The sequence below is a fragment of the Microbulbifer agarilyticus genome (assembly GCF_020171345.1).
GTDB classification, from domain to species: Bacteria; Pseudomonadota; Gammaproteobacteria; order Pseudomonadales; family Cellvibrionaceae; genus Microbulbifer; species Microbulbifer agarilyticus_D.
The window spans coordinates 688,260-710,724 of sequence record NZ_JAIUZM010000001.1 but is presented as its reverse complement, the minus strand read 5'-3'; the positions used below and the strand labels follow the sequence as shown (position 1 = coordinate 710,724).

Genomic DNA, 22,465 nt, shown 5'->3' with positions numbered 1-22,465 from the left:
TCGACCCGGCTCAGACCGTTCCGCTCCCCCTCCAGGCCGCTCCTACAGAGTTGCGTAGTTAGAATTTTGTAGGAGATCCCCATGTCTTTTGCCGATAGAGACGGCGTTATCTGGTTTGACGGTGAACTGGTTCCCTGGCGCGATGCCCGGGTGCACGTGCTCACCCACACATTGCATTACGGAATGGGCGTATTTGAGGGTGTGCGCGCCTATCAAACCGCCGATGGCGGCACCAGTATTTTCCGCCTGCAGGAACACACCCGCCGTTTGTTCCGCTCCGCCAAGATCATGAACATGAGCATGCCGTACGACGCGGAACAGCTGAATGAAGCCCAGCGTCTGGTGGTGCGTGAAAATGGCCTGGAAGAAGCCTACCTGCGCCCGATGGTATTTTACGGATCGGAAGGTATGGGGCTGCGCGCCGACGCGCTGCAGACCCACGTGATCGTTGCGGCGTGGGAGTGGCCAAGCTATATGACACCGGAGGCGCGCGAACTGGGGATCAAGGTGAATACCTCCTCTTACACACGTCACCATGTGAATATTGCCATGTGTAAGGCCAAGGCCAATGGCAACTACATCAACTCCATGCTGGCGTTGCAGGAAGCCCTGCGCAACGGCTGTGAAGAGGCCCTGCTGCTGGATCCAGAAGGCTATGTAGCGGAAGGCAGTGGCGAAAACTTCTTCCTGGTCAGCGACGGTGTGATCTACACCCCGGAACTCACCTCCTGCCTGGATGGCATCACCCGTGCTTCCGTTATCCAGCTGGCCAACGAATGCGGCTACAAGGTGGTGGAAAAACGCATTACCCGCGACGAGGTATATATCGCGGATGAAGCATTCTTTACCGGCACCGCTGCGGAAGTGCTGCCGATTCGCATGTTGGATGGGCGTACCATTGGCGCGGGTCGCCGTGGTCCGATTACCAAGCGCCTGCAGCAGTTGTACTTTGACGTGGTGCAGGGCCGCAGTCAGGCCCATATGGGCTGGCTGAGCGATGTGCATGAAGGTTGCGAGGAAGTCGCCGCGTCTGCTTGATACCTTCACGCCACGTACAAAAAAGGGCGGGCATCCTTAGGATGCCCGCCCTTTTTGGTTATGGCTGTCGCCGCTTAGCGCGCCGTCTGCTGGGGGCGTCCCACGCAGTAATATTCGAAGCCTGCTTCTGCCATATCCAGCGGGTGGTAGAGGTTGCGGCCGTCGAATACCACGGGGTCCTTGAGGCTGCTGCTGACGGTGGCGAAGTCCAGGGTTTTAAATTGCTGCCATTCGGTGGCGACAATCAGTGCGTCGGCGCCGGCCAACGCGCTGTCGCGGGTGCCGCACAGCTGCAGATTGTCGCGGTTGCCGTAGATACGCTCGCATTCGTGCATCGCTTCCGGGTCAAACGCACGCACGCTGGCGCCCATCTTCCACAGGTTTTCCATCAGTACGCGAGCCGGTGCTTCGCGCATATCGTCGGTGTTGGGCTTGAACGATAGGCCCCACAGGGCGAAGGTCTTACCAGTCAGGTCCTTGCCGTAGCGCTCGACAATTTTTTCCAGCAGGTAGTGCTTCTGGCTGTGGTTGCGCTCTTCGACAGCGTTCAGGATTTTGGGCTCGATACCCAGCTGTGCCGCGGTGGTTTTCAGGGCCTGCACGTCTTTGGGGAAGCAGGAACCACCGTAACCAATGCCCGGGTAAATAAAGTGATAGCCGATACGCGGGTCGGAACCGATACCCTGGCGCACGGATTCAATATCGGCGCCCACACGGTCGGCAATCACCGCCATTTCGTTCATAAAGCTGATCTTGGTGGCGAGCATGCAATTGGCCGCGTATTTGGCCAGCTCGGCGCTGCGCACGTCCATCACGATGACCTTGTCGTGATTGCGGTTAAACGGTGCGTATAGCTGGCGCATTTTCTGTTCGGATGCTTGCTCGGAGGTGCCGATGATAATCCGGTCGGGCTTCATACAGTCGGCCACCGCGGAGCCTTCCTTGAGGAATTCCGGGTTGGAAATGACATCGAACTCCAGGTTCAGCGCATTGCGTTCCTGCAAGGTGCGAGTGACTTCCTCGCGTACCTTGTCCGCGGTGCCAACGGGCACGGTGGACTTATTGATGATGTATTTCTTGTCGTCCATGTGTTCGGCAATGGTGCGGGCGACCGTCAGCACGTAGCGCAGGTCCGCAGAACCGTCTTCATCGGGTGGGGTGCCGACGGCAATAAAGATCAGCTCGCCGTGGGCCACACCTTCGGCGGCATCGGTGGAAAAGCTCAGGTTGCCGGACTCGTTGTTGCGTTTGACCAGCGGTTCGAGGCCTGGCTCAAAGATGGGGATGTGCCCCTGGCGCAGGCGCTCGATCTTGTTTTCATCGATATCGATACAGGTAACCCGGTGACCGGCTTCCGCCAGTACCGCAGCCTGCACCAGGCCAACGTAGCCAGTACCAAAAACGGTGACATTCATCTTCTTGGAAATCCTTTGAGTAGGTCTGTGTCCCGCGGGTCCGCCAATCCGGGTTGCGGGGCCTGTTAGCAACAGTGTAGGCGGCCAAGTTTACCGTTTATGAGCGGCACTCGCCATGAACACCGCGGGCGGGTTAGATGTGTCTGACTGTGCACCCCGCAGGTGCAAATTCAACACGCTGCAGGTAAGGTAAGCGGCGAAATCCATCGCCGTTGTGGTTAAGAGCTGGCTGGTGCCTGCGCTCGGTGCGTATGTGTGTGTAATTGGAGAGAAGTATTTGATCACAGTCTGGCGGTTTGTGGATGGCAATAAGGCCCACGAAAAACAGAGCGCAGCGCTGCTGGCAGGCTTGCGTGAGCGCATGGGGGCCGCTCGGGTGCAGAGCTGTGATGTGGATTGCAGTCAGTTGCGCTTCTGGCTACCGGGCTCTCTGCAAATGGCTCTGGATGCCGCTGGCGCCATTGCCCTGGGGCAACCGGATTTTTTAATCGGCGCTGGTCACCGTTGCCACCTGCCGCTGCTCGCGGCGCGCAAGCGCTTTGGTGGACGCAGTGTGGTCCTGATGCGCCCGTCACTGCCCATCCAATGGTTCGATTTTGCCCTGATCCCCGAACACGATCGCCCGCCTGCCCTGCCAAATGTCCTGACCACCCGGGGGGCACTCACCCTGCCGCTGCCGCAAGAGCCAACGCGCGCGGGCACAGGGCTTATCCTGCTCGGGGGGCCGAGCAGGCACTTTGCCTGGGATAGCGTCACCCTTGAGCGCGATATCGGGCAGCTGGCGACAAACTCACTGCAGTGGACCCTGGCGGACAGCCGTCGCACCCCTGAATTTGCCCTGCAGCAGTTGGCACGGCCGGGCTTTACTCTGGCTTCCTGGCGCGAGTGCGATGACGGTTGGCTGGAGCAACAGTTGGCGTCCGTGGAGCAGGTGTGGGTAACCCGGGATAGTATTTCCATGGTGTTTGAGGCCCTGCAAAGCCGTGCGCAGGTGGGCGTATTGGCGCTGCCCTCACGCAATCGCGAAAATAAGGTGCGTGCGGCCGTGCAGCGGCTGATTGACGAAGGGTTGGTCAGTGAGCAGCTTGCAGATGCTAAGCGGTCGCCCGGTGTCCAACGCGAGCCGCTCAATCAATATCAGCGTCTCGCGGCCGCGCTGCTTCGTCGCTGCAATCTGGAATGTGCCTGATGTCAAAACCTTCACCTCGAAATATCTGCCACTTGTTTATGAGTAGTGAGTTCGGCGGTTTGGAAAAACATGTGATGGAGTTGGCCGGGTGGCAAGCCTCCCATATGGATTGCAGAGTTTCTATTATTGCCCACCCGCGCTACCAGTCGCAGTGCCCACAGGGTGTAGTATTTGTGCCTATGGACACCGATTTGAGTCGGCGCAACCCGCTGCTGCTCATTGCACTGGTGCGGAGCTGTCGTCGCCACGGATTCGACCTGATACATGGGCACGGGGGGAAGGCCGCGGGTGTACTTGCGAGTTTGCGTCGTTTTATTCCTGCCTCCAAGGTCATTACCCGACACAATATCGTGCACCCCAAAGATGCGGTGGCGCGTCATTTTCCTGAGCGTATTGCGGTAAGTCGCAAGGCGGTAGCGAACTCCGCGCTGGGTTGGTCGGTGATTCCCAACGGCACCCACGCACCGGAAAAAGAGCTGTCACCTCCGCAGCAGTGCGTGGATGGGCGTCGGGTCGTGCTCTCCGTTGCGCGCCTGGTGCCGGCCAAAGGAATCGATTTGTTGTTGCAAGCGTGGGCCGAGTTGCGCCCGGTGGATGCCTGTTTGTATCTGGTGGGCGACGGTCCGGAGCGGAACAAGCTGGAAACATTGGCCAAGGATTTATCGCTCGAGGGGAGCGTGTGCTTTGTCGGTTACTCGAAGCATGTCGCTGCGTGGATGCAGGCAGCGGAGTTTATGGTGGTGTCTTCTCACAAAGAAGGTGCCCCCTATACCGTAGTGGAAGCCTTGCTGAGTGGGTGCCCGGTAATTTCCACAGATGTTGGGAGCAATCGGGAAATTTTACCGGCAGAATTTATCGCTGAAGACATTTCGGTTTCGGCAATTGCCGAATTGTTGCAGACAGCTTTGCAAGATAATGCCGCACTGAAAGGTGCGTTTGTGCCGGTATTTGACTACGCGACACAGCATCTCACCGTTGATGCCATGGCGCAGGCGACAGTCGAGGTATATTGCCGCGCGTTGCCAGCCAATTAATCGCGATATTTTTCCAGCGCCGGAATGAGTTGCACAAGTTTGTCCACAATGTTTCGGCGTGAAGATTCTATCTGTGAGGCAAATGCATCGGGGTCGGTCGATACCCAGTCGAAACCGCCAAGTTCGGATATACGCGCTCTTTGCAAATAGCCCCGTTGTGCGAACTTTTCGATGGCCTGCTGGTAGCGCGGTGCTGGTGTAACTCGCTCCGGGCGCAGACTCAGCAGTGGCCGAGGTAAATTAATCGCTTCGCACAGCATGCTCATGCTGTCTTCGGTGCATACTACCTGCCTTACCTTAGGCAGGCGCTCTGCCAGCGGCTCTCCTCCATCCTCAGGCCAGCAATGTTGATGGCCGTGAGCCTCGCCCAATATTTTTTTGCTCGATTCACGCAAAGCCGCCGGGCTGCGGCGAGACCCCGCTACTAGCCAGCGAATCTGATTTTTCTTCGCGCAGTTTTGCGCCCACAGCAAAATCGCTTGCCAATCCTGTTGTTCATATTGATAGCCGCTACCGTTACCTCCAAGGAGCAGTGCCCAGGTGTTGGGGGAAGGTTTTGTGTTGCTGATTCGTGCGGGCGCAAAGTCCACAACCAGGTTGTTGTGGGTAAAGCCGGGGGCTGGCTCCAGGGTCAGCAGGGCAGATACCGTGTGGGGGGCGAGCTTGCGCGGCGAGCCGAGAAATACGTTTGGGCACTTCCAGAATTGTGCGAGTGCAGTATTGGCAAATCGGGTGTTACCGCCGGCAGAAAGGATTAGCTGTGGTTGTTGCGGGAAAGGCTGCAGCCGATGTGTAGCGAGAATGGCGCGGGTAAGAGCGCTTGAATCTGTCGCGTATTTAATGGCGGTCGCAAGTAGGGGGCGCAGCCACTTTGCCTTAGGCGTGCACTCGATGACTTGGACATGGGGGTGGAATCCTGCTTCGCGCAGCCAGTCGACAAAACCGTGGGCTTGGTTGACGTGGCCGGGGATGCCGTCGCTCAGTAGGCAGATATTGAGGCGAGAAGGGGCGGTGACCATTTCAGGGGTTCGCCCCTTCAGTATATTTTGTTTGTTTGCCCCCACACCCTTAATCAGTCGTAGAAGGGCTCGGAGGGGTTCTGGTAGTAAATCTGCATGAGTGAGCGGCGCTCACTGGCGCATTCGATCTGTGGGCGGCCGTGCCAGCTGTGTTTGCCGACAACAAAGGCGTAGGCACTGTTGGGAACGAAAGGAAAGCGGCGCACTTCCTTGAAACCATCCTTGCTACCCAACCCCAGCTTGCGGAATTCATACTGCAGGCGCCCGACAAAGCCACGCTCGTACAGACTGGTGCCCATGGTTTCCTGGCTGTTGTCACGGGGCAGGTACACCTGCATGGTTACGATTTTGCGCGCAACGTCCCGGTGGGGTGAAATCTGGTAACCACTGTGATCACAGAAGTAGCCCGTTTTCGGGTAGGCCTCAATCGCGGGAACTTGCTGACCGGGTACTTTGAAACGGCGGGCCAGGTCGGTGCCGAGACATTCGAACAGGGCCTGCTTGACCTCGACAGCCTGCATACCCTCGGTTACGCCCTGCCAAAGGGCCTGCGTCTCCCCTTCAAGGCGCGTGAGGTTTTTATCATTGAATGGGAAGACCTGGCGGGTACTGCTGCCATCACTGCGCATGGCCTCTTTGTGGTTCAGTCCCTTGCATAAGTCTGCCGAGGGCGCGCTTTGCAAGATGCGCTGATAGATATCATCCGGGAAAAAATTTTCCAGATACAGGTGTGAAAACGGTTGATCCTGCGGCTCTATAGAGCGCAGCCGCCCTACCAGGTGGTCGCGCACACGTTCGGCAATTTGTGCTGCGCTGGTTGAATCTATATGCGCGGCAACGCTGCCGGATATTTCTGTGAGAGTTTCGTTTGCAGTTTCCATGGTACTTCCCTGTGCCAATCGTGTATTCGAATATGTTACAGCGAGTCGGTATGCGTTTAGTTGTGTGCTGCCGGTGATCTCGCAAGGTCCAAGCGCGCAACCACCAGCGCCATAGAAAGCCATGTTAGCACCATCATTTCAGAGCTGAACAGCTCGCGATGGGTGTTGAACGGAAACCAAACACAAACCAGGATCAGCAGCGGGGCTACCGGCAGCTGATTTTCGTCACGTGTCGTAGCGGATCTGGAAAAGAGTGCGCGCCATACCAGCGTGAGAAAAATCGCTGCAATGGTGACGTACAGTAGGCTGCCGATTGCGCCGGTACCGGCGAGAATCTCCAGTACAACCTGGTGGGTATAGGGTTGGAACAGGCTGGTGCCGGTCCAGCTGTCCGGTAAATACAGGCTGTAATTGCCGGCACCGGTACCAAACCAGGGGTTGGCCAGAAACTGTTCCCACGCCTGTCCCCACAGCTGCGCGCGGATCGGGATAACCGCGGCAATGCCTGCGAGATCAAAGCTTTGCGGAATGGTGGCAGTAATACGTTTGCTCACCTGAGGGTCCTGCAGGATCCACCAGCCGGCCGCACCAATCGCAGCGGCAACCAGGCCCAATAGCCAGGGCGCGGTGCGCAGCGCAGCGAGTATTTGCGCGCGGCTCATGTACAACCAAACCGCGCTGATCAGCATGAAACTGACCCAGCCCGCGCGCGTGTTGCCAAAAAAGGTAACCGCTAGGCACAACAAATACGCCATTCCCTGGAGTGGTAGGGACCAGCGGCGTACAACCGGGGCAAATAGAACCCAGGCACACAGAAATGAAATGTAAAAGCCAAATTTGTCCGGATGGCTGAAGTAGCCCCCGAGTCGCTCACTGCGCGGCACGCCGAACAGGTCGAAGCCGACGAGGGCTTGAAACAGCCCGTCAACCAGCCAGAAGCCGATAATCGCAAACAGGCACCACTGCAGTCGTTTCCAGATCTGGTCATTGCGTGCCCAGTACAAGACTGCCATTCCGGCCAGTAATAGAAACAGTTGGAATCCCATCAATTTGAGGGGCTTATCGGGATATTCGGTATATAAGGCCGAGAGACCCAAAGCCAGTGCCGCACATAGGTTCATGGCACACCAGCTGGCAGCGCCCGGCGTCCACCAGTCGCGACGCTGGCGAATCAGCAGGGTGATTGAGGCGATGGCCAGAATCAGTACCGACAGCTGGAAGGTCCGCGACCAGGGCAGCACCCAGATGGAACTGCACAGAAGCAGCGCAATTGAGGTTTTGCGATCCAGCATTCTGGCCGCAAGGGAAGGGTTGCTAGGGGCGGTAGAGATACTAGACATGCAGCGTGTCGCCTGGGTTTTGTCGGCATTATTGGTCGAGTAACCAATATTGTACGTTGCCACCCCTCGAAAGAGCTATAGACCAGATCTCGCTTTTGGACTTGACCGATCTGCTCTTGGTACTGGCGCTGGTGCGCTGGCAGGGTTGTCAGCCGCTATTGATAAGGGATTGGTAGAGTGACAGGGTACTTTGTACCTGAGCTTCCAGAGTAAAGGAAACCGGTAGCCGAGGTTTATCTTCGCTGTTCAGCAAGGTGAGCGTTGTTTTTAGCAATTGCTCTGGCTGATCAAATTCCACCAGCCCTTGCGGGAAGCAGGCCCGCAGGGATTCTGCTGGGCCGCCCAGGTTGTAGCCGATTACCGGCGTGCCGATGGCCACAGCTTCGATGACCGTGCGCCCAAAGGGTTCCGGTCGCTGGGAGAGGTTAAACACCAGCTCCGATGCACGATACCAGTAGCAAATATCCGAACGCTGCCCGGTAAAGGTCACTCTGGACGCGATACCGAGCTCGCGGGCCTTTGCCATCAGCTCGCCCGCGTAGTGTTCTTTGTTCGGCTCGGCGCCTCCGACGATCACACCCTGTAGGTCCGCCTCTTTTTTGACCAGTTGCGCTATCAGCTCGAGAAAGGTCTGGTGCCCCTTCCAGCGGGTCAGGCGGCCCGGAAGCAGAAGCCAGCGCTTGCCTTTGAGAGTCGGGAATTCGTTTTCGACCTGGCACCGCCACCCTGCGGGCAATGACAGGTCGCGGTGGAACTCGGCGGTATTGACTCCGCGATAGATCAGCTCCGGCGGTGACTGCAGGTAGTGCGCGTAATTGTCGTTGAGGTAATCCCGCACGCATTCGCTGATCGCGATGACACGCTCGGCGCGGGCCATAATCGCGCTGTAGCGATTAATCGAGTACAGGCCATGGGCGGTGCTGACGAGGCGTGGACGAGCATCGCGCGGCAGTTTCTTCCATGCCAGGTAGGTCAGCCACGCAGGCATACGCGAGCGCACGTGCAAAATATCTGGCTGCAGCGCTTGGATCTGCGCGCGCAGAGGACGCACCTGGCGCAAGCTGGACAGGGATTTTTTGTGGATGGGCAGGGCAATGTGCTGGCTTCCCTCTCTTTCCAGCTGTTCAACAAGTCGCCCACCGTTTGAAATGACAATAGATGCGTGCCCGGCTTCGGTAAGTGCCCGGGCCAGATCCAGTGTGCCTCTCTCCACACCGCCGGAATTGAGCGCGGGCAATAACTGTACGACTTTCACGAGGTGCTCCTAATCACGGATTCCATTGCAGGCGGGGCGGCGACCATGTAACGGGTAATGTCCCGACGTGCGTTGCACCAGTGTGGCGCGAGAATGGGGTAGAATAGAGCCTCAACAGGCGGGATTCCATGCTCGCGTTTGCCAAAATTCACCAAAACGATTACCGGTTAGCAAAACCTGATTTTGATTTGATGCGCCATCTGTACACCTGGTTTTTCCGGCTCACCTTGCCACTGATGCTGCTGCACCTCTGGTGGCGGGGGCGGGCCGACCCTGCGTATCGCAAGCGCTGGAGCGAGCGTTTCGGTCTGGTGCCCTCGCGACCGGGTGCTCGCCGTCGCTGGCGCGAGCGTTTTGGAATGGTACCGGACCGGGCCAGTCGTGCACCCTTGATCTGGATTCACTCGGTTTCTGTCGGGGAGACCCTGGCTGCGATTCCGTTGATCAAGGAGCTGGCGGCACGGCACCATCAATGGCAGTGGTTGGTGACCACCACCACGCCCACTGGGTCACAGCGCGTACACGATGCCCTTGAGCCCATTCTCAATGGCCGGCTGCTGCATTACTACCTGCCGTTTGATTTGCCTGAGTGCCTCTCGCCATTTCTCGATGCCTTGCGGCCCAATGTACTGGTGAGCATGGAAACCGAGTTGTGGCCGAATATGCTGGCACTGTGCGACAAGCGCAATATCCCGGTGGCGCTGGTCAATGGGCGGTTGAGCGAGAAGTCTGCGCGGGGCTACCGGCGGTTCCCTCGTTTGAGCCAGGAAATGATGAGTCATATTACCCGGGTATTGGCGCAATACCCTGCGGACGCATACCGCTTCTCTGAGCTTGGAGTTGAGCCCGAGCGGGTATCTGCGGTGGGTAACATCAAGTTCGATTTGCATATCGGGTCCGGTTTGATCAGCGAGGCCCAGGCACTCTCCCATCAATGGGGACACTCGGGTGGCCAGGCTGATGAAGGTGGGCGCAGTGGACAGCAGGGGCGTCCGGTATGGCTGGCCGCCAGTACTCATGCGGGTGAAGATGAAGTGGTGCTGGACGCGTTTGAGCGACTGCGGGTTAGCTTCCCGAACCTGCTCTTGGTGCTGGTCCCGCGACACCCGGTGCGCTTTGATAGTGTGGCGCGCATGTGCCGTGAGCGTGGCTTGCGCACGGTGCGGCGTAGTGATGGCGGCGTGCCGGCGGCGTCTGACCAGGTATTGCTGGGCGACACCATGGGAGAATTGCTGCGTTTCTATGGCGCGTGTGATGTCGCATTTGTCGGTGGCAGCCTGGTGCCCGTGGGTGGACACAATATGATCGAGCCAGCTGCATGGGGGGTGCCGGTGGTGTGTGGCCCGCATCTGCACAACTTTGGTGTGGTCTCCGACCTGCTGAAGGAAGCGGGTGGCCTCAGGGTTGTGGATGATGCAGAGCAGATGGCGCAGCAGGTGGCAAGCTGGTTGGAGGATTCGGCAGGCCGTGTCGAAGCAGGTAGCTGTGCGCGAGAAGTCGCGGCGCAGAATAGCGGTGCTTTGGCGCGCACCGTCGAGGCGGTAGAGTCGCTGATGCGCATGAATAAGCGTTAATCATATTCGATACAAAAAAGGCCGGGTGGGTAAACCATCCGGCCTTTTTCTTTTGCGTATCATATTTACGAAGTGATCAGTGTTTGTCGGTCGCCTGCCGCACACTGCTGCGAATCTGGGTATTCAGTTTACTGCCGGTATAGCGGCCCTTGCTGATATGGCGAATGCGATATACCGAGGGGATATCCAGTGGTGTCCCCTGGGTGCCCAGTAACCAGCGGAAGGCGCGGTCTTCGTGGGCCTTGCACCAGCGCTCCGCTGGTTTCTGGTAATAGCTGAGCGCATCGCAGTAGCCACCGGCGCGTGCCATATCCCCGTGCGCGATCTGCAGGGGGCCCGTCGCGCGGTCGCGGGTTTGCTCGACAAACCGGGAGTCGTCGATCTCCGCGAGTTGTACGTCATTTGGGTCGAAGTTGAGCATGGGGTCGTCGTCTTCCAGCAGCGAGGTAATGCGCTCGCGCTCGGGGAATACCAGGCTGTCGGTACGGCCCTGTAGCAGTTCTGCCAGCTGATCCAGGCAGTTTTCCCGGAACATCAGATCGCAATCGGTGAACCAGATCCAGTCCGCTTTGGTGGCGAGCGCCGCCTGGTTGCGGCCGATAGCGCGGCGGTACAGGGACTCTTTGGGCAGCTCGCACCAGTTCCAGGTGATACCCGGAATTTGTTGTTTGCCGAAAAAGTCCAGCACCGCTGCGGTGCGGGTATCTTCACTGTTGTAGTATACGGTCATGGTTACCGTGGCCTTGGTCGGCGGGAACAGCACCAGTGAACTCAACTGATAAATCAGAAAGTGTGAGTATTGCCAGCAATGGCTGACAATTTCGATATCCAGTACACCGGTACGCGCGGCGCGCTCGCTGTTGCTCGGCAGCGGCTCCTGGAACAGGGACGGTGGCACCAGGCCGCTGGCGGCCAACCGCAGGAAGCGGCTTACGATGGGGTCGGACCAGTGTTTTTTAACTTGCGATACACTCATGGACGTCTTTCAACTGTAAAAATATGGAATGTGGTAGTCGCTATGCGCTATTCCGCACGGTAGCCGGCTTCGGTGAGCTGGCGAATACCCTGAGGGGTCTCAATGATGCCCTCTTTGGCCACGCGCAGGCGCAGGGCCTTATTGCGCGCGACAATTTCCGGGTCAGCATAGCCGCGCGGGTGGTCCAGGTGGATGCAGATCGCATCAAAGCGCACGTGGCGTGGCTTGATGCCGGCGTTCTCCAGGCGTACGCCAAACTCCCGGTCCAGGCCGCCCCAGGCCATGCGTTCGTCAAACCCGTTTACCTTGAGAATATCTTCTCGCCATGCGGAAGCATTGGAGCCTTTCAGGTTGCAGGCGGTGGGTGTCATTCGGTTGAGTAACGGCGCCCAGCGTCGGGTGGCGCGCAGTTTGAGGGTTTTGCGGCGGTGCTTGAGACCGTTGGCGCGCAGCCACTGATAGTCGAAGCAGCGTCCGGATTCGACATCGTCACGGGTAATGGCTTCACTGGTACTCATGGGCAGTTTGAAGTAGCTACCTGACAGGAAGTAGCCGGGTTCGGCGCGGTCTTTGTGTACTGCCAGGAAGTCTTTGCGTGGGATACAGTCGCCGTCAGTGAACACGACGTAATCACCGCGGGCACTGAGGATTGCCTTGTTGAGGATGCGGCACTTGCGGAAGCCGTCATCTTTTTGCCAGATGTGACGAATATTCAGGCCGGTATCTTCCCGTACCCGCTCGACCAGGATGGCAGTTTCCGGGGTGGAGCCGTCGTCGGCGACGATAACCTCGTGCGGTTGTTCGCTCTGGCAGCTGTAGCCCCACAGTACCTTCTCCAGCCACTCGGGTGAGTTATATGTGGTCATGATGACGGACTGCTTCATGGGGTCTCCACCGGGAATTGGGGTAAAACTGAGTGTAAATTGTACAGAATGTTCACGATCAAAGACTGTAACCGTAACGCTGGGCGGCGGCACTGAGGTCGGCGCGGGTCGCGTCGGACAGCAGGTCGAGGGTGATATCTTCGCGTTTTTGGCCGCGGGTGTTCACATTGGTGGGCAGTGCACTGAATACCTGCTCGACTTGCGCGGGATCGTGTGGGAAGTCGATCAGCTGCAGAATTTCTTCCAGCTTCGCCAGGTCGAAATCCTCAATTCGGTAACGTAAGTACGGCTTGCCCTCGGCGCGTGTCTCGGCCAGCGCGTTCCAATCGATCCAGAATCTGGCCAGCCAGTCAGCCTGCTCCGCGAGGGGCAGTGCGGCGAAGCGCTCCTTGTTCATGCGCGGAAAGTGCGGCAGGTGGCGGCTGCGAAAATAGCCGTGTACCCACCCCTTTTTCTGGCGGGAGCGAATAAATTCCAGCGGGTGGCGCAACTGGTGCAGCACCTGGATGTCGTCGGGCATATGCGGCAGCCAGGGTACCGCCTCCCAAGCGGCCTCACCAATGACCGGCGGCTGCCAGGCGAGTTCGCGGACACCCAGTTGCGCCGCCAGTCGTGTGAATACGCCGGGTTTGCGTCCGGTAAAGAAAACTTCGTGGTCACAATGGCAGCCCAGCTCGGTGAGAAGCTTGGCAATATAGGTGGTGCCAGATCGGCCACAGCCGGTTATGACGAAACGCTTGGTCATAGAGGTCCCAGAGGAAATTCGCGGAGCCGGATCCTTGGCTTAAAAATCGGCAATTCTAAGGAGTTGGAGCGAGATTTGCACTCCGGAATGTTGAAAGTCCGACATGCCACACACTTATTTCTGTGTTGGGGGGGCGGCTTAGCGATTGTGTGCGGAGGCTGGTATTCTAGCTTGAAGCGACAGGAGTTGGGTCGCGGTTGAAGATGATTCCCACGGAATATCAGGGGGCAGAACATGCATATCTTCGTATTTTCCTACAATCGCGGTGCTCAGCTGGAGAACTGTATTCGCTCCATCGAGGCCTGCGCACCTCACTGTCGGTTGACCATCGTCGACGACGGCAGTGATGATCCCGCGACGCAGGCGGTGCTGCGGGAGGCGGCTCAGCGCCATCAGGTGATTGACCGTACAGCTGAGTCCGGACACAAGCTGGGCGGCCTCTATGCCAATATGCAGGCGGCCTATGAAATGGCCAATGCGGATGAGCTGATGTGCTTCCTGCAGGACGACACCCAGATGGTCAGGCCGCTGACCCGAGAGGACATTGAGGTGCTGCGGACCAGTTTCGCCAGTCAGCCGGATCTGGGTTTTATCTCCCCCGCCTTCGTGCGCGGTATTTCCCTCCGAAAAAAGGTGGACCGGGATTTCCGCTTTGATACCGAGCGCAATTTCTGGTTCTGGTACCCGCGCAAGCGTTCCACCGGGACCTGGTTCTCCGCACTGTTGATTGCCGACCCCAAGCGCCTGCGTGAACACAACTGGCAGTTTGAAGTGGGTGAGTCGGTCAATAACCGCCGCGCGGCCAAGATGTTTTGCCGTATGGCCCGTATGCGCGTGCCCTTTGCCATGTGGCTGCCCAACGGTGGCGCGTACCGCGGCAAGCAAAAATCTCTCGCATTGCGCTTTGGCGAGTGGGTACGCAACTGCGGTCTCTATCCGCTGCAGGTGATGTCCGCTATTGAGGTGGATAGTCTGGCGCAGTCTTCTCCTGTGCGCCTGCCGGTGGCCGAAGAATTCCTCAAAACCGATAAAAAGGTGAAACAGCCGTGGGCTTATGACCCGATGCAGGGTGCCGGTTGGCTGAAACTGCTGGATCGCATTGAGCGCAAAGTGCGGAAATTATTTGCCTGATCCGAACCTTAGCGGGATAACGGCACTGGGGTGCTGGCTGCGCAACGGTTAGAATGGGCAAAACATGGTTAGGTTGTGCTTCGGGCAAGGCCGGTAAGCACGTTTAGGGAGTCCCCCGTGGGGTATCAGCAATTCACGCACAAGCGCGCCACCGTCATTTTCGACGATGAGATGCTTGGTGCCGACTGTGAAAAACTGTTTCGATCTGATTGGCTCGCAGCGAATTGTGGTAGTGCCCAGGTGGAGCGCGGCAAGGCGGTGATGTTCTCCTATGCCGGCCACGACCTGGTATTCAAGCAGTATCATCGCGGCGGGCTGGCCGGGCGTGTGGTGGAAAAATCCTACCTGTATAGCCGCCTGCCCAATACCCGGGTATGGCGGGAATTCCATATGCTGCGTGAAATGCGTGATCTTGGGCTGCCGGTGCCACGACCGGTGGCCGCGCGCTGTGTGAGTGTGCCGCCTCTAGCCTATCGTGGTGCGTTGATTACCGAGCGAGTACCTAACTCTGAGACACTGGCCCAGGTGTTATGTAAAGGACCTATGGATGAACCTTTATGGCAGTCACTGGGTCGATTGATCGCGCGCTTCCATCAGCAAAACGTGTATCACGCGGATCTCAACGTTCACAATATTCTGCTGGCTGGCGCTGATGGTAAGGAGCCGAGCTGGTATCTGATCGATTTCGACAAGGGAGCGATTCGCAGCCCCCTTTCGCGGCAGGATGCGGACAGTAATGTGGCGCGCCTGCGGCGCTCACTGGACAAAGAGCTGGGGCGGTTGTCGGGATTCCAGTTCCGTGAGCAAGACTGGCAGGTGCTCGAAGGTGCCTACCGCAACGCCTGTGCAGAACAAGGCCAGGATAAATAAGCCTGGTTAACGGTTAAACCGCGTAGTACTCCCGATACCAATCCACGAATCGCTGCACGCCATCCACCACGCTGGTGTCCGGGCGATAACCCACCGCTTGCTCCAACTTGCCGGTATCCGCATGGGTATCCGGAATATCTCCCGGCTGCATCGGCAGCATTTCGCGAATTGCCTGTTTCCCCAGTGCCTGTTCCAGCGCATCGATATAGTCCGATAGCTGCGCGGGATTGCCGTTGCCGATATTGAACACACGGAAGGGGGCGTTGCTGGTGGCTGGCTCCGGCTGTGCACTGGACCAGTTTGCATCGGGTGCCGCAACTTGATCACTGGACTTGATAACACCCTGCACAATGTCGTCGATATAGGTGAAGTCGCGGGTGTGGTGGCCGTGGTTAAACACCGGGATCGGCTTGCCCTCGAGGATCAGGCGGGTGAACTTGAACAGGGCCATGTCCGGGCGCCCCCAGGGGCCGTAGACGGTAAAGAAGCGCAGGCCGGTGGTGGGCAAACGGAATAGGTGGCTGTAGCTATGCGCCATCAGTTCGTTCGCGCGTTTGGTGGCGGCGTAAAACTGCAGCGGGTGGTCCACGCCGTGATCTTCGCTAAACGGCATGGTGGTATTGCCGCCGTAAACGCTGCTGGTGCTGGCGTAGCTCAGGTGCGGTGTTTTGGCCTGACGGCAGACTTCCAGCAGGTTGGAGAAACCCACCAGATTGCTCTCCACATAGGACTCCGGGTGCTCGATAGAGTGGCGCACCCCGGCCTGAGCGGCCAGATGAATTACCCGGTCGAACTCGTGCTCGGCAAAGCAGCGATCCAGCGCCGCGCGATCAGCGATATTGGCGCGCACAAACTGGTAGGCAACCCCGTGTTGCTGAGCGGTGCTTTCCAGTTTCCGCAGGCGGTCTTCCTTGAGGCTGGTTTCGTAGTAATCATTGACGTTGTCGATGCCGACGACTTCGTCGCCGCGGGCCATCAGGGTGCGGGCAACGTGGAAACCAATAAAGCCGGCGTTGCCGGTGATCAGATACTTCATGGATGTCTTGAGCGCAGTTCAGGGTGGTAAACGGGCATTTGGCTAGTGTAGTCAGTGGCGCGCAGAAACCGGCAATTACCGATTGAACCGCGGGCCAGCGCATTTTACCCAGGCCGAAAAAAGGCCGGCACTATAGCAGTACCGGCCCTGTATTTCTGCGCGCAGTGCGCAATATTGGCTTTTATTCGGCTTACTTGCTGAAGCCCGGGGCGCCGCTATCGAGGATATGTGCGCGGGATACCGGCATGCTGGGGTTCAGGCTGGCGTCCAGCTCCTGCAGGTCGTCCGGACCCAGCAGGCCCGCTACCAGCTTCAGGTTCAGGGTGTTGAGGATGTAGTCGTACAGCGCATTGGCGTAATCGGTCTGGGAGAGCGCCAGGGTGCGCTGTGCCAGCAGTACGTCAACAATATTACGGGTACCTACCTCATAGCCCGCCTGGGTGGCATCCAGTGCGCTTTTTGCGGAGATCACTGCCTGCTCGCGGGCTTCAACGCGGCTGGTGTCAGTGGTCACGGCGCGGTGCAGGGTGCGAGTGTCCTGAATGGTGTTGCGCTCGGTCAAGTTGCGCAGGTCCTGTGCCTGGAATGCCTGGTTGCGCGCCTCGCGACGGCTCGCGCTCAGGCGACCGCCGGAGTAGATCGGCATTTCCAGGGTGATGGCTGCGACCTTGGTCTCGATTTCTTCATCGACGGGTGTCTCACTGTCGAAGGGGTCGAAGTCCGGGAAGCGTGTGGCACCAGAACTTTTACCGTCGCGATGCAGCTTGTCGTAGGCCAGGGAGCCATACAGAGTTGGCAGGTGGTCGGCAGCGGCGGCACGGGCGTTGTAGCGTGAAGCGTCCGCCTGCAGGCGCGACGCCTTCAACGTGAAATTGTTGGTCAGTGCAAACTCGACCCAAGCAGCGCGGTCGGTGGGATTCGGCGGTGCGACGGTAAAGGTATCTTGTAGGGGGGCCACGTCATCGTGGTCTTTGCCGGTCAGTACTGACAGCGCATCGAAGCGGCTCAGCAGGTCATCTTGTGCGGTGAGGCGGCGGGCTACAGAGCTGTCATAGGCGGAGCGGGAATCGTAAACATCGGTGATCGCCGTCAATCCTACCTCAAAGCGCTGCTGGGTCTGTTCCAGCTGTTTGGCCAGGGCTTCCTCTTCCGCAATGGCCGCATCCAGCACGTCGTGGGCGCGCAGCACGTCAAAATAGGCACTGGCCACGCGCAGCATCATTTCCTGCTGATTGGCGCTAAATTCGGCTGCTGCTTGCTCGCTGACCACTTTACCTTGCTTGTAGCCAAACCACGCAGGCAGGTCAAAGATGGCCTGATCCAGTCGTGCGCCATAATTAAAACTATCGATATCCGTGTCGCCAGAGGCGGTACCGTTAATCAGATCCTCTTTTGGGCACAAGCGCGTGCCATCGGGGCAGGTTTGTGCGATGGACTCGGAATTCGTGCGGATAGTCCGATAATCCGAACTTGCGTTGATCTGCGGGAGCAGCGCGGAGCGGCCGAGGTTTTTTGCCTCCAGGCCGGCGCGGTACGCGGCGCGGTCGGCGGCCAGCTGCGGATCATTGTCGAGGGACTGCAGGTAGATTTCCCACAGGGTGTCGGCCTGCGCCTGCACGGCGCTGAGACCAGCCCCCAGGCCCAATACGGTCGCGGCGAGCAGAGATTTCATCGGGCGGCTCAGTTTGCGAGCGATGGGCCCTTGTGCACTTCTTGTCATTACGTTTGCTTTCCTATGACAGCTGCGGTCTTCAAGTTTTTGGTGGCGTCTTGGGTGACGACATGGGCAACCCGCGCCTGCGGTTTTGCCGTATATCCCGCTCCACCTTTTGCGCTGAGTATTGCTATATACGCGCAAAAATCGGATTTGGAGCCAGTCTGTTGTGTGCTCTGAGAGCAGTGCTGGCTTCGTCCGTCGTACCCAACTGTTTCCGTTTGAGACGGGGGTCGGGTCTGCGGTCGCGAGAGTGTACCGCCCGCCTGCGGGAGCGTCGAGGCGACGCTCCCGGCAAATTGGTATATCTTCGTTAAACGGACGCGAATGTGCGTCCAGTGACCAATTTCGAGCCTTTCAGCGGGCTTTACGTCGTTTCCGCTCCATCTGACGCGACAATGTCGTCGATTGGATGCAGGGAGTGCATAAACTGCCCGTATACCGGTGACAAGGAATCGCCGGCAAGCAAGGGCCGTGTGTGGGATGTCAGTAAAGGCGGGACATGGAGCAGTCTTTTCAGTACCAAGAGCAGCCTGAATCGCGCGAGGTGGTCTGGAAACGGGCCTGCCATCAGTGCGATCTGCTGCTGACGCGCTCTCACGCGCCGGTGGGCCAGCGCCTGCAGTGCCCTTGTTGTGGGGCAGTGCTGCATCGCAATATGTACCGCAGTGTGGCGCATACGGCCGCGTTGAGCCTGACGGGGTTGTTGCTGTTTATACCCACCGCAACACTGCCGCTCATTGAGTTTTCGCTGTTTTCATTCGGCGCCGAAAATACGCTGATGAATGGGGTTATGGCCCTGTTTGCGGCGGGCTACATCTGGCTTGCCTCTATCGTGCTGTTTTGCAGTGTGCTGGCGCCGTTAGCCAAGTTTTTGCTGTTGGGGTTTATCTGCTGGGGCAGCGCCTGGGTCAGTATGGCGAAGCCTGTGGCAAAAGCGTTGCGCTGGTACCACCATTTGCAGGAGTGGGGGATGCTCGATGTATATATGTTGGGCATCCTGGTGGCTCTGGTGAAAATGTCGGACCTGGGAAAAATGACGATTGAGCCTGGGCTCTACTGTTTTGCGGCGATGATGGTCATTTCCAGCGCGACGACGGTGTCGTTCGATGCTGAAACGGTCTGGGCGCGACTTGCCCGTCACGCCGAGATCCCACGCAAGCCTGTGGTGGAACCTGAGGACGATCCGGAGCGGAGCTCGGGGGAGGGGGCCGCGTGAACCGACCCGCCCGCGCACTGTCTCATGGGTTCTGGACGTGTCTGGGGTGCCGCCAGTTGGTGCGTGTGAAGCCTGCGACCCACACCTGCTTTTGCCCTCGCTGTGGGGCGCGTATGCATGGTCGGGTAGAGGCCAGCCTGATGTTGACCTGGGCGCTGACCATCACCGGCGCGCTGCTGCTGATCCCGGCGAATGTGCTGCCGGTGATGACAGTGATTTACCTCGGCGCCGGTGACCCCAGTACGATCATTGGCGGCGTGTTTGAGCTATACCATGCCGGTTTCTGGGGTATTGCGCTGATCGTGTTTATCGCGAGTATCGCGGTGCCGGTGATGAAGCTGGTGGGGCTGGTGATTTTATGTCTGGTGGTGCAGTTGCGCCTCAATGTGTCGCCGCGTCAGTCCATGCGTATTTACCGGGTGGTGAGCGCCATTGGCCGCTGGTCACTGCTGGATCTGTTTATGATCTCGATTCTGGTGGCGCTTGTGGATATGGGCGCCATTGCCGAAGTGGCTGCGGGCCCTGGCAGTACGGCCTTTGCCACAGTGGTAATCGTCACCATGTTTGCGGTGCGCGCGTTTGATCCGCGGCTGGTATGGGATGTGTACGAGTCGAACAAGGCCGAGTCCAGCGCACACTCGACGTCTTCGGATCATTAGTGCTAGGCCCGACAGCTAATTAGCAAGTACAGGGAGTTTGGATGAGCGAATCGCCGATGGATTACGACGTACCGCCCGCAGGGGTGGCGCGCCGCAGTCGCGGTATATCGCTCGTATGGCTGTTGCCGCTGATTGCCGCGGGGATAGCCATCTGGCTTCTGTACGAAGACTTTACCCAGGGCGATATCAAAGCGACCATTTTGTTTTCCAGTGGTGATGGCCTGGTCAAGGGCAAAACCGTGGTGAAGTACTCCGGGGTGGAAATCGGGGTGGTCGAGGATTTCCGTCTGGTGCCCAGTGCCAAGGAGCTGGATGGGCGGGACGGGGTGATTGCCGAGGTCCGTTTTAACCACAGTGCGGCTTACCTGCTTACCCGTGGCAGTAAATTCTGGCTGGTGAAGCCAGAAGTCTCTCTTACCGGGGTACGCGGCCTCGAGGCGCTGGTGTCGGGTAACTTTATTGCGATCGAGCCGGGCAGTGGTCCCGCGCAGAAACACTTCGTTGCGGTGACGGAGCCGCCTACCTACGTGCAGGGTGACGGTCTCCGCGTCACTCTCAAATCTCCACGCCTGGCCTCGTTAAATCGCGGTTCACCGGTGTACTACCGCCAGCTGGAGGTGGGCAAGGTTGAGAATTACCAGCTGACCGACGATGCCAGCGAAGTGGAGATCAGCCTGTTTATTCGCCGCTCATACGCGCATCTGGTGCGCCGCGGTAGCCGCTTCTGGAATACCTCGGGGATTTCTATTCAGGGTGGTATTGGCGGTGTGAATGTGGAGCTGGAATCCCTCGCTTCGCTCATTGCCGGTGGGGTCAGCTTTTACACCCCGGATGCCCAGCGGCACTCGCCAGAAGCGGTGGATGGCAATGCGTTCAAACTCTACAAAAACTTTGCCGAGGCCGATGCAGGGATTCCCGTCACTCTGAATTTTGACCGCGGCGTGAGTCTGTCGGAAGGCGCCACCGAAGTAATTTATGAAGGCATCAAGGTAGGTGAAGTCAGCCGGGTAAAGGCCAAGCCCGATATTGAAGGAATGTCGGTCGAGGTGCTGATGGACCCGATAACCGATGACCTGCTCAGCGAGAACACCCGCTTCTGGCTGGCGCCACCAACCCTGGATTTCACGTCCGGGGTCAACGACCTACTGAAGGGCAATCGCATCGAAGTGGACCTGCGCAAGGGCAAGCGCTCGCTGCGCACCTTCAGCGCCGCGTCACAACCGCCACAGCGTGACCCCCGTGTACCGGGGCTGCATCTCACCTTAACCGCGCGCAGTACCGGTTCGCTGCAGCGAGGCGCAGCGGTGTATTACCGCCATGTGGAAGTGGGCAAGGTGCAGGGTATGTCGCTGATGCCCGACGGCTCCGGGGTGGAGGTATACATCGTGATCGATCCGCCCTATGCGCATCTGGTGAATAGTGACAGTCGCTTCTGGAATGTCAGCGGGGTGCGCGCCAGTGCCAGCTTGCAGGAAGGGATCGAGGTGGAAACCGACTCCCTGCTGTCGGTGGTGCGCGGCGGTATTGCTTTTGGCACCGGCCCCCACCACAGTAAAAACGCCGAACGCGCCCGTAGCGGTGACAATTTCCGCCTTTACCGCAGCCGTGACGACGCGCAGGAGGAGGGGATCAATATCTACATCGATCTCCAAGGTGATGAGGGCCTGAAGGTTGGTGCGCCGCTGCGCTACCGGGGAATTCAGGTGGGTGAAATCACGCGCATGCGCCTGACCCTGGAAATGGACGGCGTGCGTGCACGGGCGCGTTTGTACCGTCGTGCGGAGCGCTTCGCGCGCACGGGCACCCGGGTGTGGGTGGTGGGGCCGAAGTTGGGCCTCGACGGCGTGAGCAATTTGGAAACCCTGGTGACCGGTCCCTATCTTGAGTTAGACCCGGGTAGCGGCAACGACCCGCAGACCGAGTTTGTCGCGATGTCCACCAAGCCTGAACCCGACCTGGCGGATACCATGATGATGCCCGGCCTGGCCTTGATCCTGAATGCGCCGCGGCGCGGCTCACTCAAGCGCGGCAGTCCAGTGTATTACCGGCAGGTGCAGGTGGGCCGGGTGACCGGATACCAGCTCGGGGAACTGGCAGACCGGGTTTACATCTATGTTTATATTGAGCCTCATTTCCGCACCCTGGTGCGCGAGCACTCGCGGTTCTGGAATGCCAGCGGTGTAGAGGTGAATTTTGGCCTGAAGACCGGGCTCGATGTGCACACGGAATCCACCCAGGCTCTGCTGGCGGGTGGGATAGCCTTTGCCACGCCCAATAACCCGGAAATGGGCCGTGAGGTAGAATCCGGCAGTCACTATCCGCTATATGGTAAGGCGGAAGATGAGTGGCTGTTGTGGAGCCCGAAAATCGAGCTTTACCCGGCTCTGGAAGACAGCTTCAAATAGCTGGGCTTGCAATCAAAACAGCTGAAGATGGATCCAAGTCTGGGTCTGGCAACGTATCCAAGAACGTATCTAAGGAAGAAT

General features: G+C 58.5%; 19 protein-coding genes. 9 read left to right on the top strand and 10 right to left on the bottom strand.

Features of this window, described 5'->3' with window-relative positions; all coding sequences use genetic code 11:
• Positions 1-81: 81 nt before the first annotated feature.
• Positions 82-1,038, top strand: a complete 957-nt coding sequence (locus tag LCM31_RS02870; protein WP_224867386.1) for a branched-chain amino acid transaminase — start codon at positions 82-84, stop codon at positions 1,036-1,038.
• Between the two features lie 74 nt (positions 1,039-1,112).
• Here LCM31_RS02870 and LCM31_RS02865 read toward each other — a convergent pair whose 3' ends face one another.
• Positions 1,113-2,453, bottom strand: coding sequence for a UDP-glucose dehydrogenase family protein (locus LCM31_RS02865; protein ID WP_224867385.1), 1,341 nt, complete (start codon positions 2,451-2,453; stop codon positions 1,113-1,115).
• Positions 2,454-2,730: 277 nt separating this feature from the next.
• Here LCM31_RS02865 and LCM31_RS02860 point away from each other — a divergent pair, with 277 nt between their 5' ends.
• Positions 2,731-3,642 (top strand): ELM1/GtrOC1 family putative glycosyltransferase, encoded by a 912-nt coding sequence (locus LCM31_RS02860; RefSeq protein WP_224867384.1) that lies wholly within the window; start codon positions 2,731-2,733, stop codon positions 3,640-3,642.
• Positions 3,642-4,676: a glycosyltransferase gene (locus LCM31_RS02855; RefSeq protein WP_224867383.1), complete on the top strand. Its 1,035-nt coding sequence runs from the start codon at positions 3,642-3,644 to the stop codon at positions 4,674-4,676. Before LCM31_RS02860 ends, LCM31_RS02855 begins: the two co-directional genes overlap by 1 nt.
• Here LCM31_RS02855 and LCM31_RS02850 read toward each other — a convergent pair.
• From LCM31_RS02850 to LCM31_RS02835, 4 genes are all read right to left on the bottom strand, one after another.
• On the bottom strand, positions 4,673-5,695 hold the full coding sequence (locus LCM31_RS02850) for an ELM1/GtrOC1 family putative glycosyltransferase (RefSeq protein ID WP_224867382.1): 1,023 nt from the start codon (positions 5,693-5,695) through the stop codon (positions 4,673-4,675). The two genes, LCM31_RS02855 and LCM31_RS02850, sit on opposite strands and share 4 nt — an antisense overlap.
• A 53-nt stretch (positions 5,696-5,748) precedes the next feature.
• A complete protein-coding gene (locus tag LCM31_RS02845) occupies positions 5,749-6,576 on the bottom strand; it encodes a hypothetical protein (RefSeq protein ID WP_224867381.1) in 828 nt (275 codons plus the stop codon).
• Positions 6,577-6,632: 56 nt separating this feature from the next.
• Positions 6,633-7,916 carry an O-antigen ligase family protein gene (locus LCM31_RS02840; RefSeq protein WP_224867379.1) on the bottom strand — a complete coding sequence of 428 codons (1,284 nt, stop codon included), beginning with the start codon at positions 7,914-7,916 and terminating at the stop codon, positions 6,633-6,635.
• Between the two features lie 148 nt (positions 7,917-8,064).
• Positions 8,065-9,171 carry a glycosyltransferase gene (locus LCM31_RS02835; RefSeq protein WP_224867377.1) on the bottom strand — a complete coding sequence of 369 codons (1,107 nt, stop codon included), beginning with the start codon at positions 9,169-9,171 and terminating at the stop codon, positions 8,065-8,067.
• A gap of 191 nt (positions 9,172-9,362) precedes the next feature.
• Between LCM31_RS02835 and waaA the strand changes: the two genes are divergently transcribed.
• The gene (waaA, locus tag LCM31_RS02830; protein WP_224868646.1) at positions 9,363-10,745 is read left to right on the top strand and encodes a lipid IV(A) 3-deoxy-D-manno-octulosonic acid transferase; all 1,383 of its coding nucleotides are present in this window, start codon (positions 9,363-9,365) and stop codon (positions 10,743-10,745) included.
• A 76-nt stretch (positions 10,746-10,821) separates the two neighbouring features.
• On the opposite strand, the gene LCM31_RS02825 is transcribed toward waaA, so the two are convergent.
• Genes LCM31_RS02825 through LCM31_RS02815 form a run of 3 tightly spaced genes read right to left on the bottom strand, consistent with a single transcriptional unit; the run spans position 10,822 to position 13,350 of the window.
• A complete protein-coding gene (locus LCM31_RS02825) occupies positions 10,822-11,721 on the bottom strand; it encodes a glycosyltransferase family A protein (protein WP_224867375.1) in 900 nt (299 codons plus the stop codon).
• Positions 11,722-11,768: 47 nt separating this feature from the next.
• Positions 11,769-12,605 (bottom strand): glycosyltransferase family 2 protein, encoded by an 837-nt coding sequence (locus LCM31_RS02820; RefSeq protein ID WP_224867373.1) that lies wholly within the window; start codon positions 12,603-12,605, stop codon positions 11,769-11,771.
• Between the two features lie 58 nt (positions 12,606-12,663).
• Positions 12,664-13,350 (bottom strand): hypothetical protein, encoded by a 687-nt coding sequence (locus tag LCM31_RS02815; RefSeq protein ID WP_224867371.1) that lies wholly within the window; start codon positions 13,348-13,350, stop codon positions 12,664-12,666.
• A 234-nt stretch (positions 13,351-13,584) separates the two neighbouring features.
• Here LCM31_RS02815 and LCM31_RS02810 point away from each other — a divergent pair, with 234 nt between their 5' ends.
• On the top strand, positions 13,585-14,481 hold the full coding sequence (locus tag LCM31_RS02810) for a glycosyltransferase family 2 protein (RefSeq protein WP_224867369.1): 897 nt from the start codon (positions 13,585-13,587) through the stop codon (positions 14,479-14,481).
• A 117-nt stretch (positions 14,482-14,598) separates the two neighbouring features.
• Positions 14,599-15,351, top strand: a complete 753-nt coding sequence (locus tag LCM31_RS02805; protein WP_224867367.1) for a 3-deoxy-D-manno-octulosonic acid kinase — start codon at positions 14,599-14,601, stop codon at positions 15,349-15,351.
• 13 nt (positions 15,352-15,364) lie between these two features.
• Here the strand turns inward: LCM31_RS02805 and LCM31_RS02800 are convergent, their stop codons facing one another.
• Positions 15,365-16,387, bottom strand: coding sequence for an NAD-dependent epimerase (locus LCM31_RS02800; protein WP_224867366.1), 1,023 nt, complete (start codon positions 16,385-16,387; stop codon positions 15,365-15,367).
• Positions 16,388-16,577: 190 nt separating this feature from the next.
• The gene (locus LCM31_RS02795; RefSeq protein WP_224867365.1) at positions 16,578-18,107 is read right to left on the bottom strand and encodes a TolC family outer membrane protein; all 1,530 of its coding nucleotides are present in this window, start codon (positions 18,105-18,107) and stop codon (positions 16,578-16,580) included.
• A 496-nt stretch (positions 18,108-18,603) separates the two neighbouring features.
• Here LCM31_RS02795 and LCM31_RS02790 point away from each other — a divergent pair, with 496 nt between their 5' ends.
• Genes LCM31_RS02790 through LCM31_RS02780 form a run of 3 tightly spaced genes read left to right on the top strand, consistent with a single transcriptional unit; the run spans position 18,604 to position 22,384 of the window.
• On the top strand, positions 18,604-19,320 hold the full coding sequence (locus tag LCM31_RS02790) for a paraquat-inducible protein A (protein WP_224867364.1): 717 nt from the start codon (positions 18,604-18,606) through the stop codon (positions 19,318-19,320).
• Positions 19,317-19,979, top strand: a complete 663-nt coding sequence (locus tag LCM31_RS02785; RefSeq protein WP_224867363.1) for a paraquat-inducible protein A — start codon at positions 19,317-19,319, stop codon at positions 19,977-19,979. The genes LCM31_RS02790 and LCM31_RS02785 overlap by 4 nt, the downstream gene beginning before the upstream one ends.
• A gap of 41 nt (positions 19,980-20,020) precedes the next feature.
• Entirely contained in the window at positions 20,021-22,384 is a 2,364-nt protein-coding gene (locus tag LCM31_RS02780) for a PqiB family protein (protein ID WP_224867362.1), read from the top strand.
• The last annotated feature ends 81 nt before the right edge of the window (positions 22,385-22,465 follow it).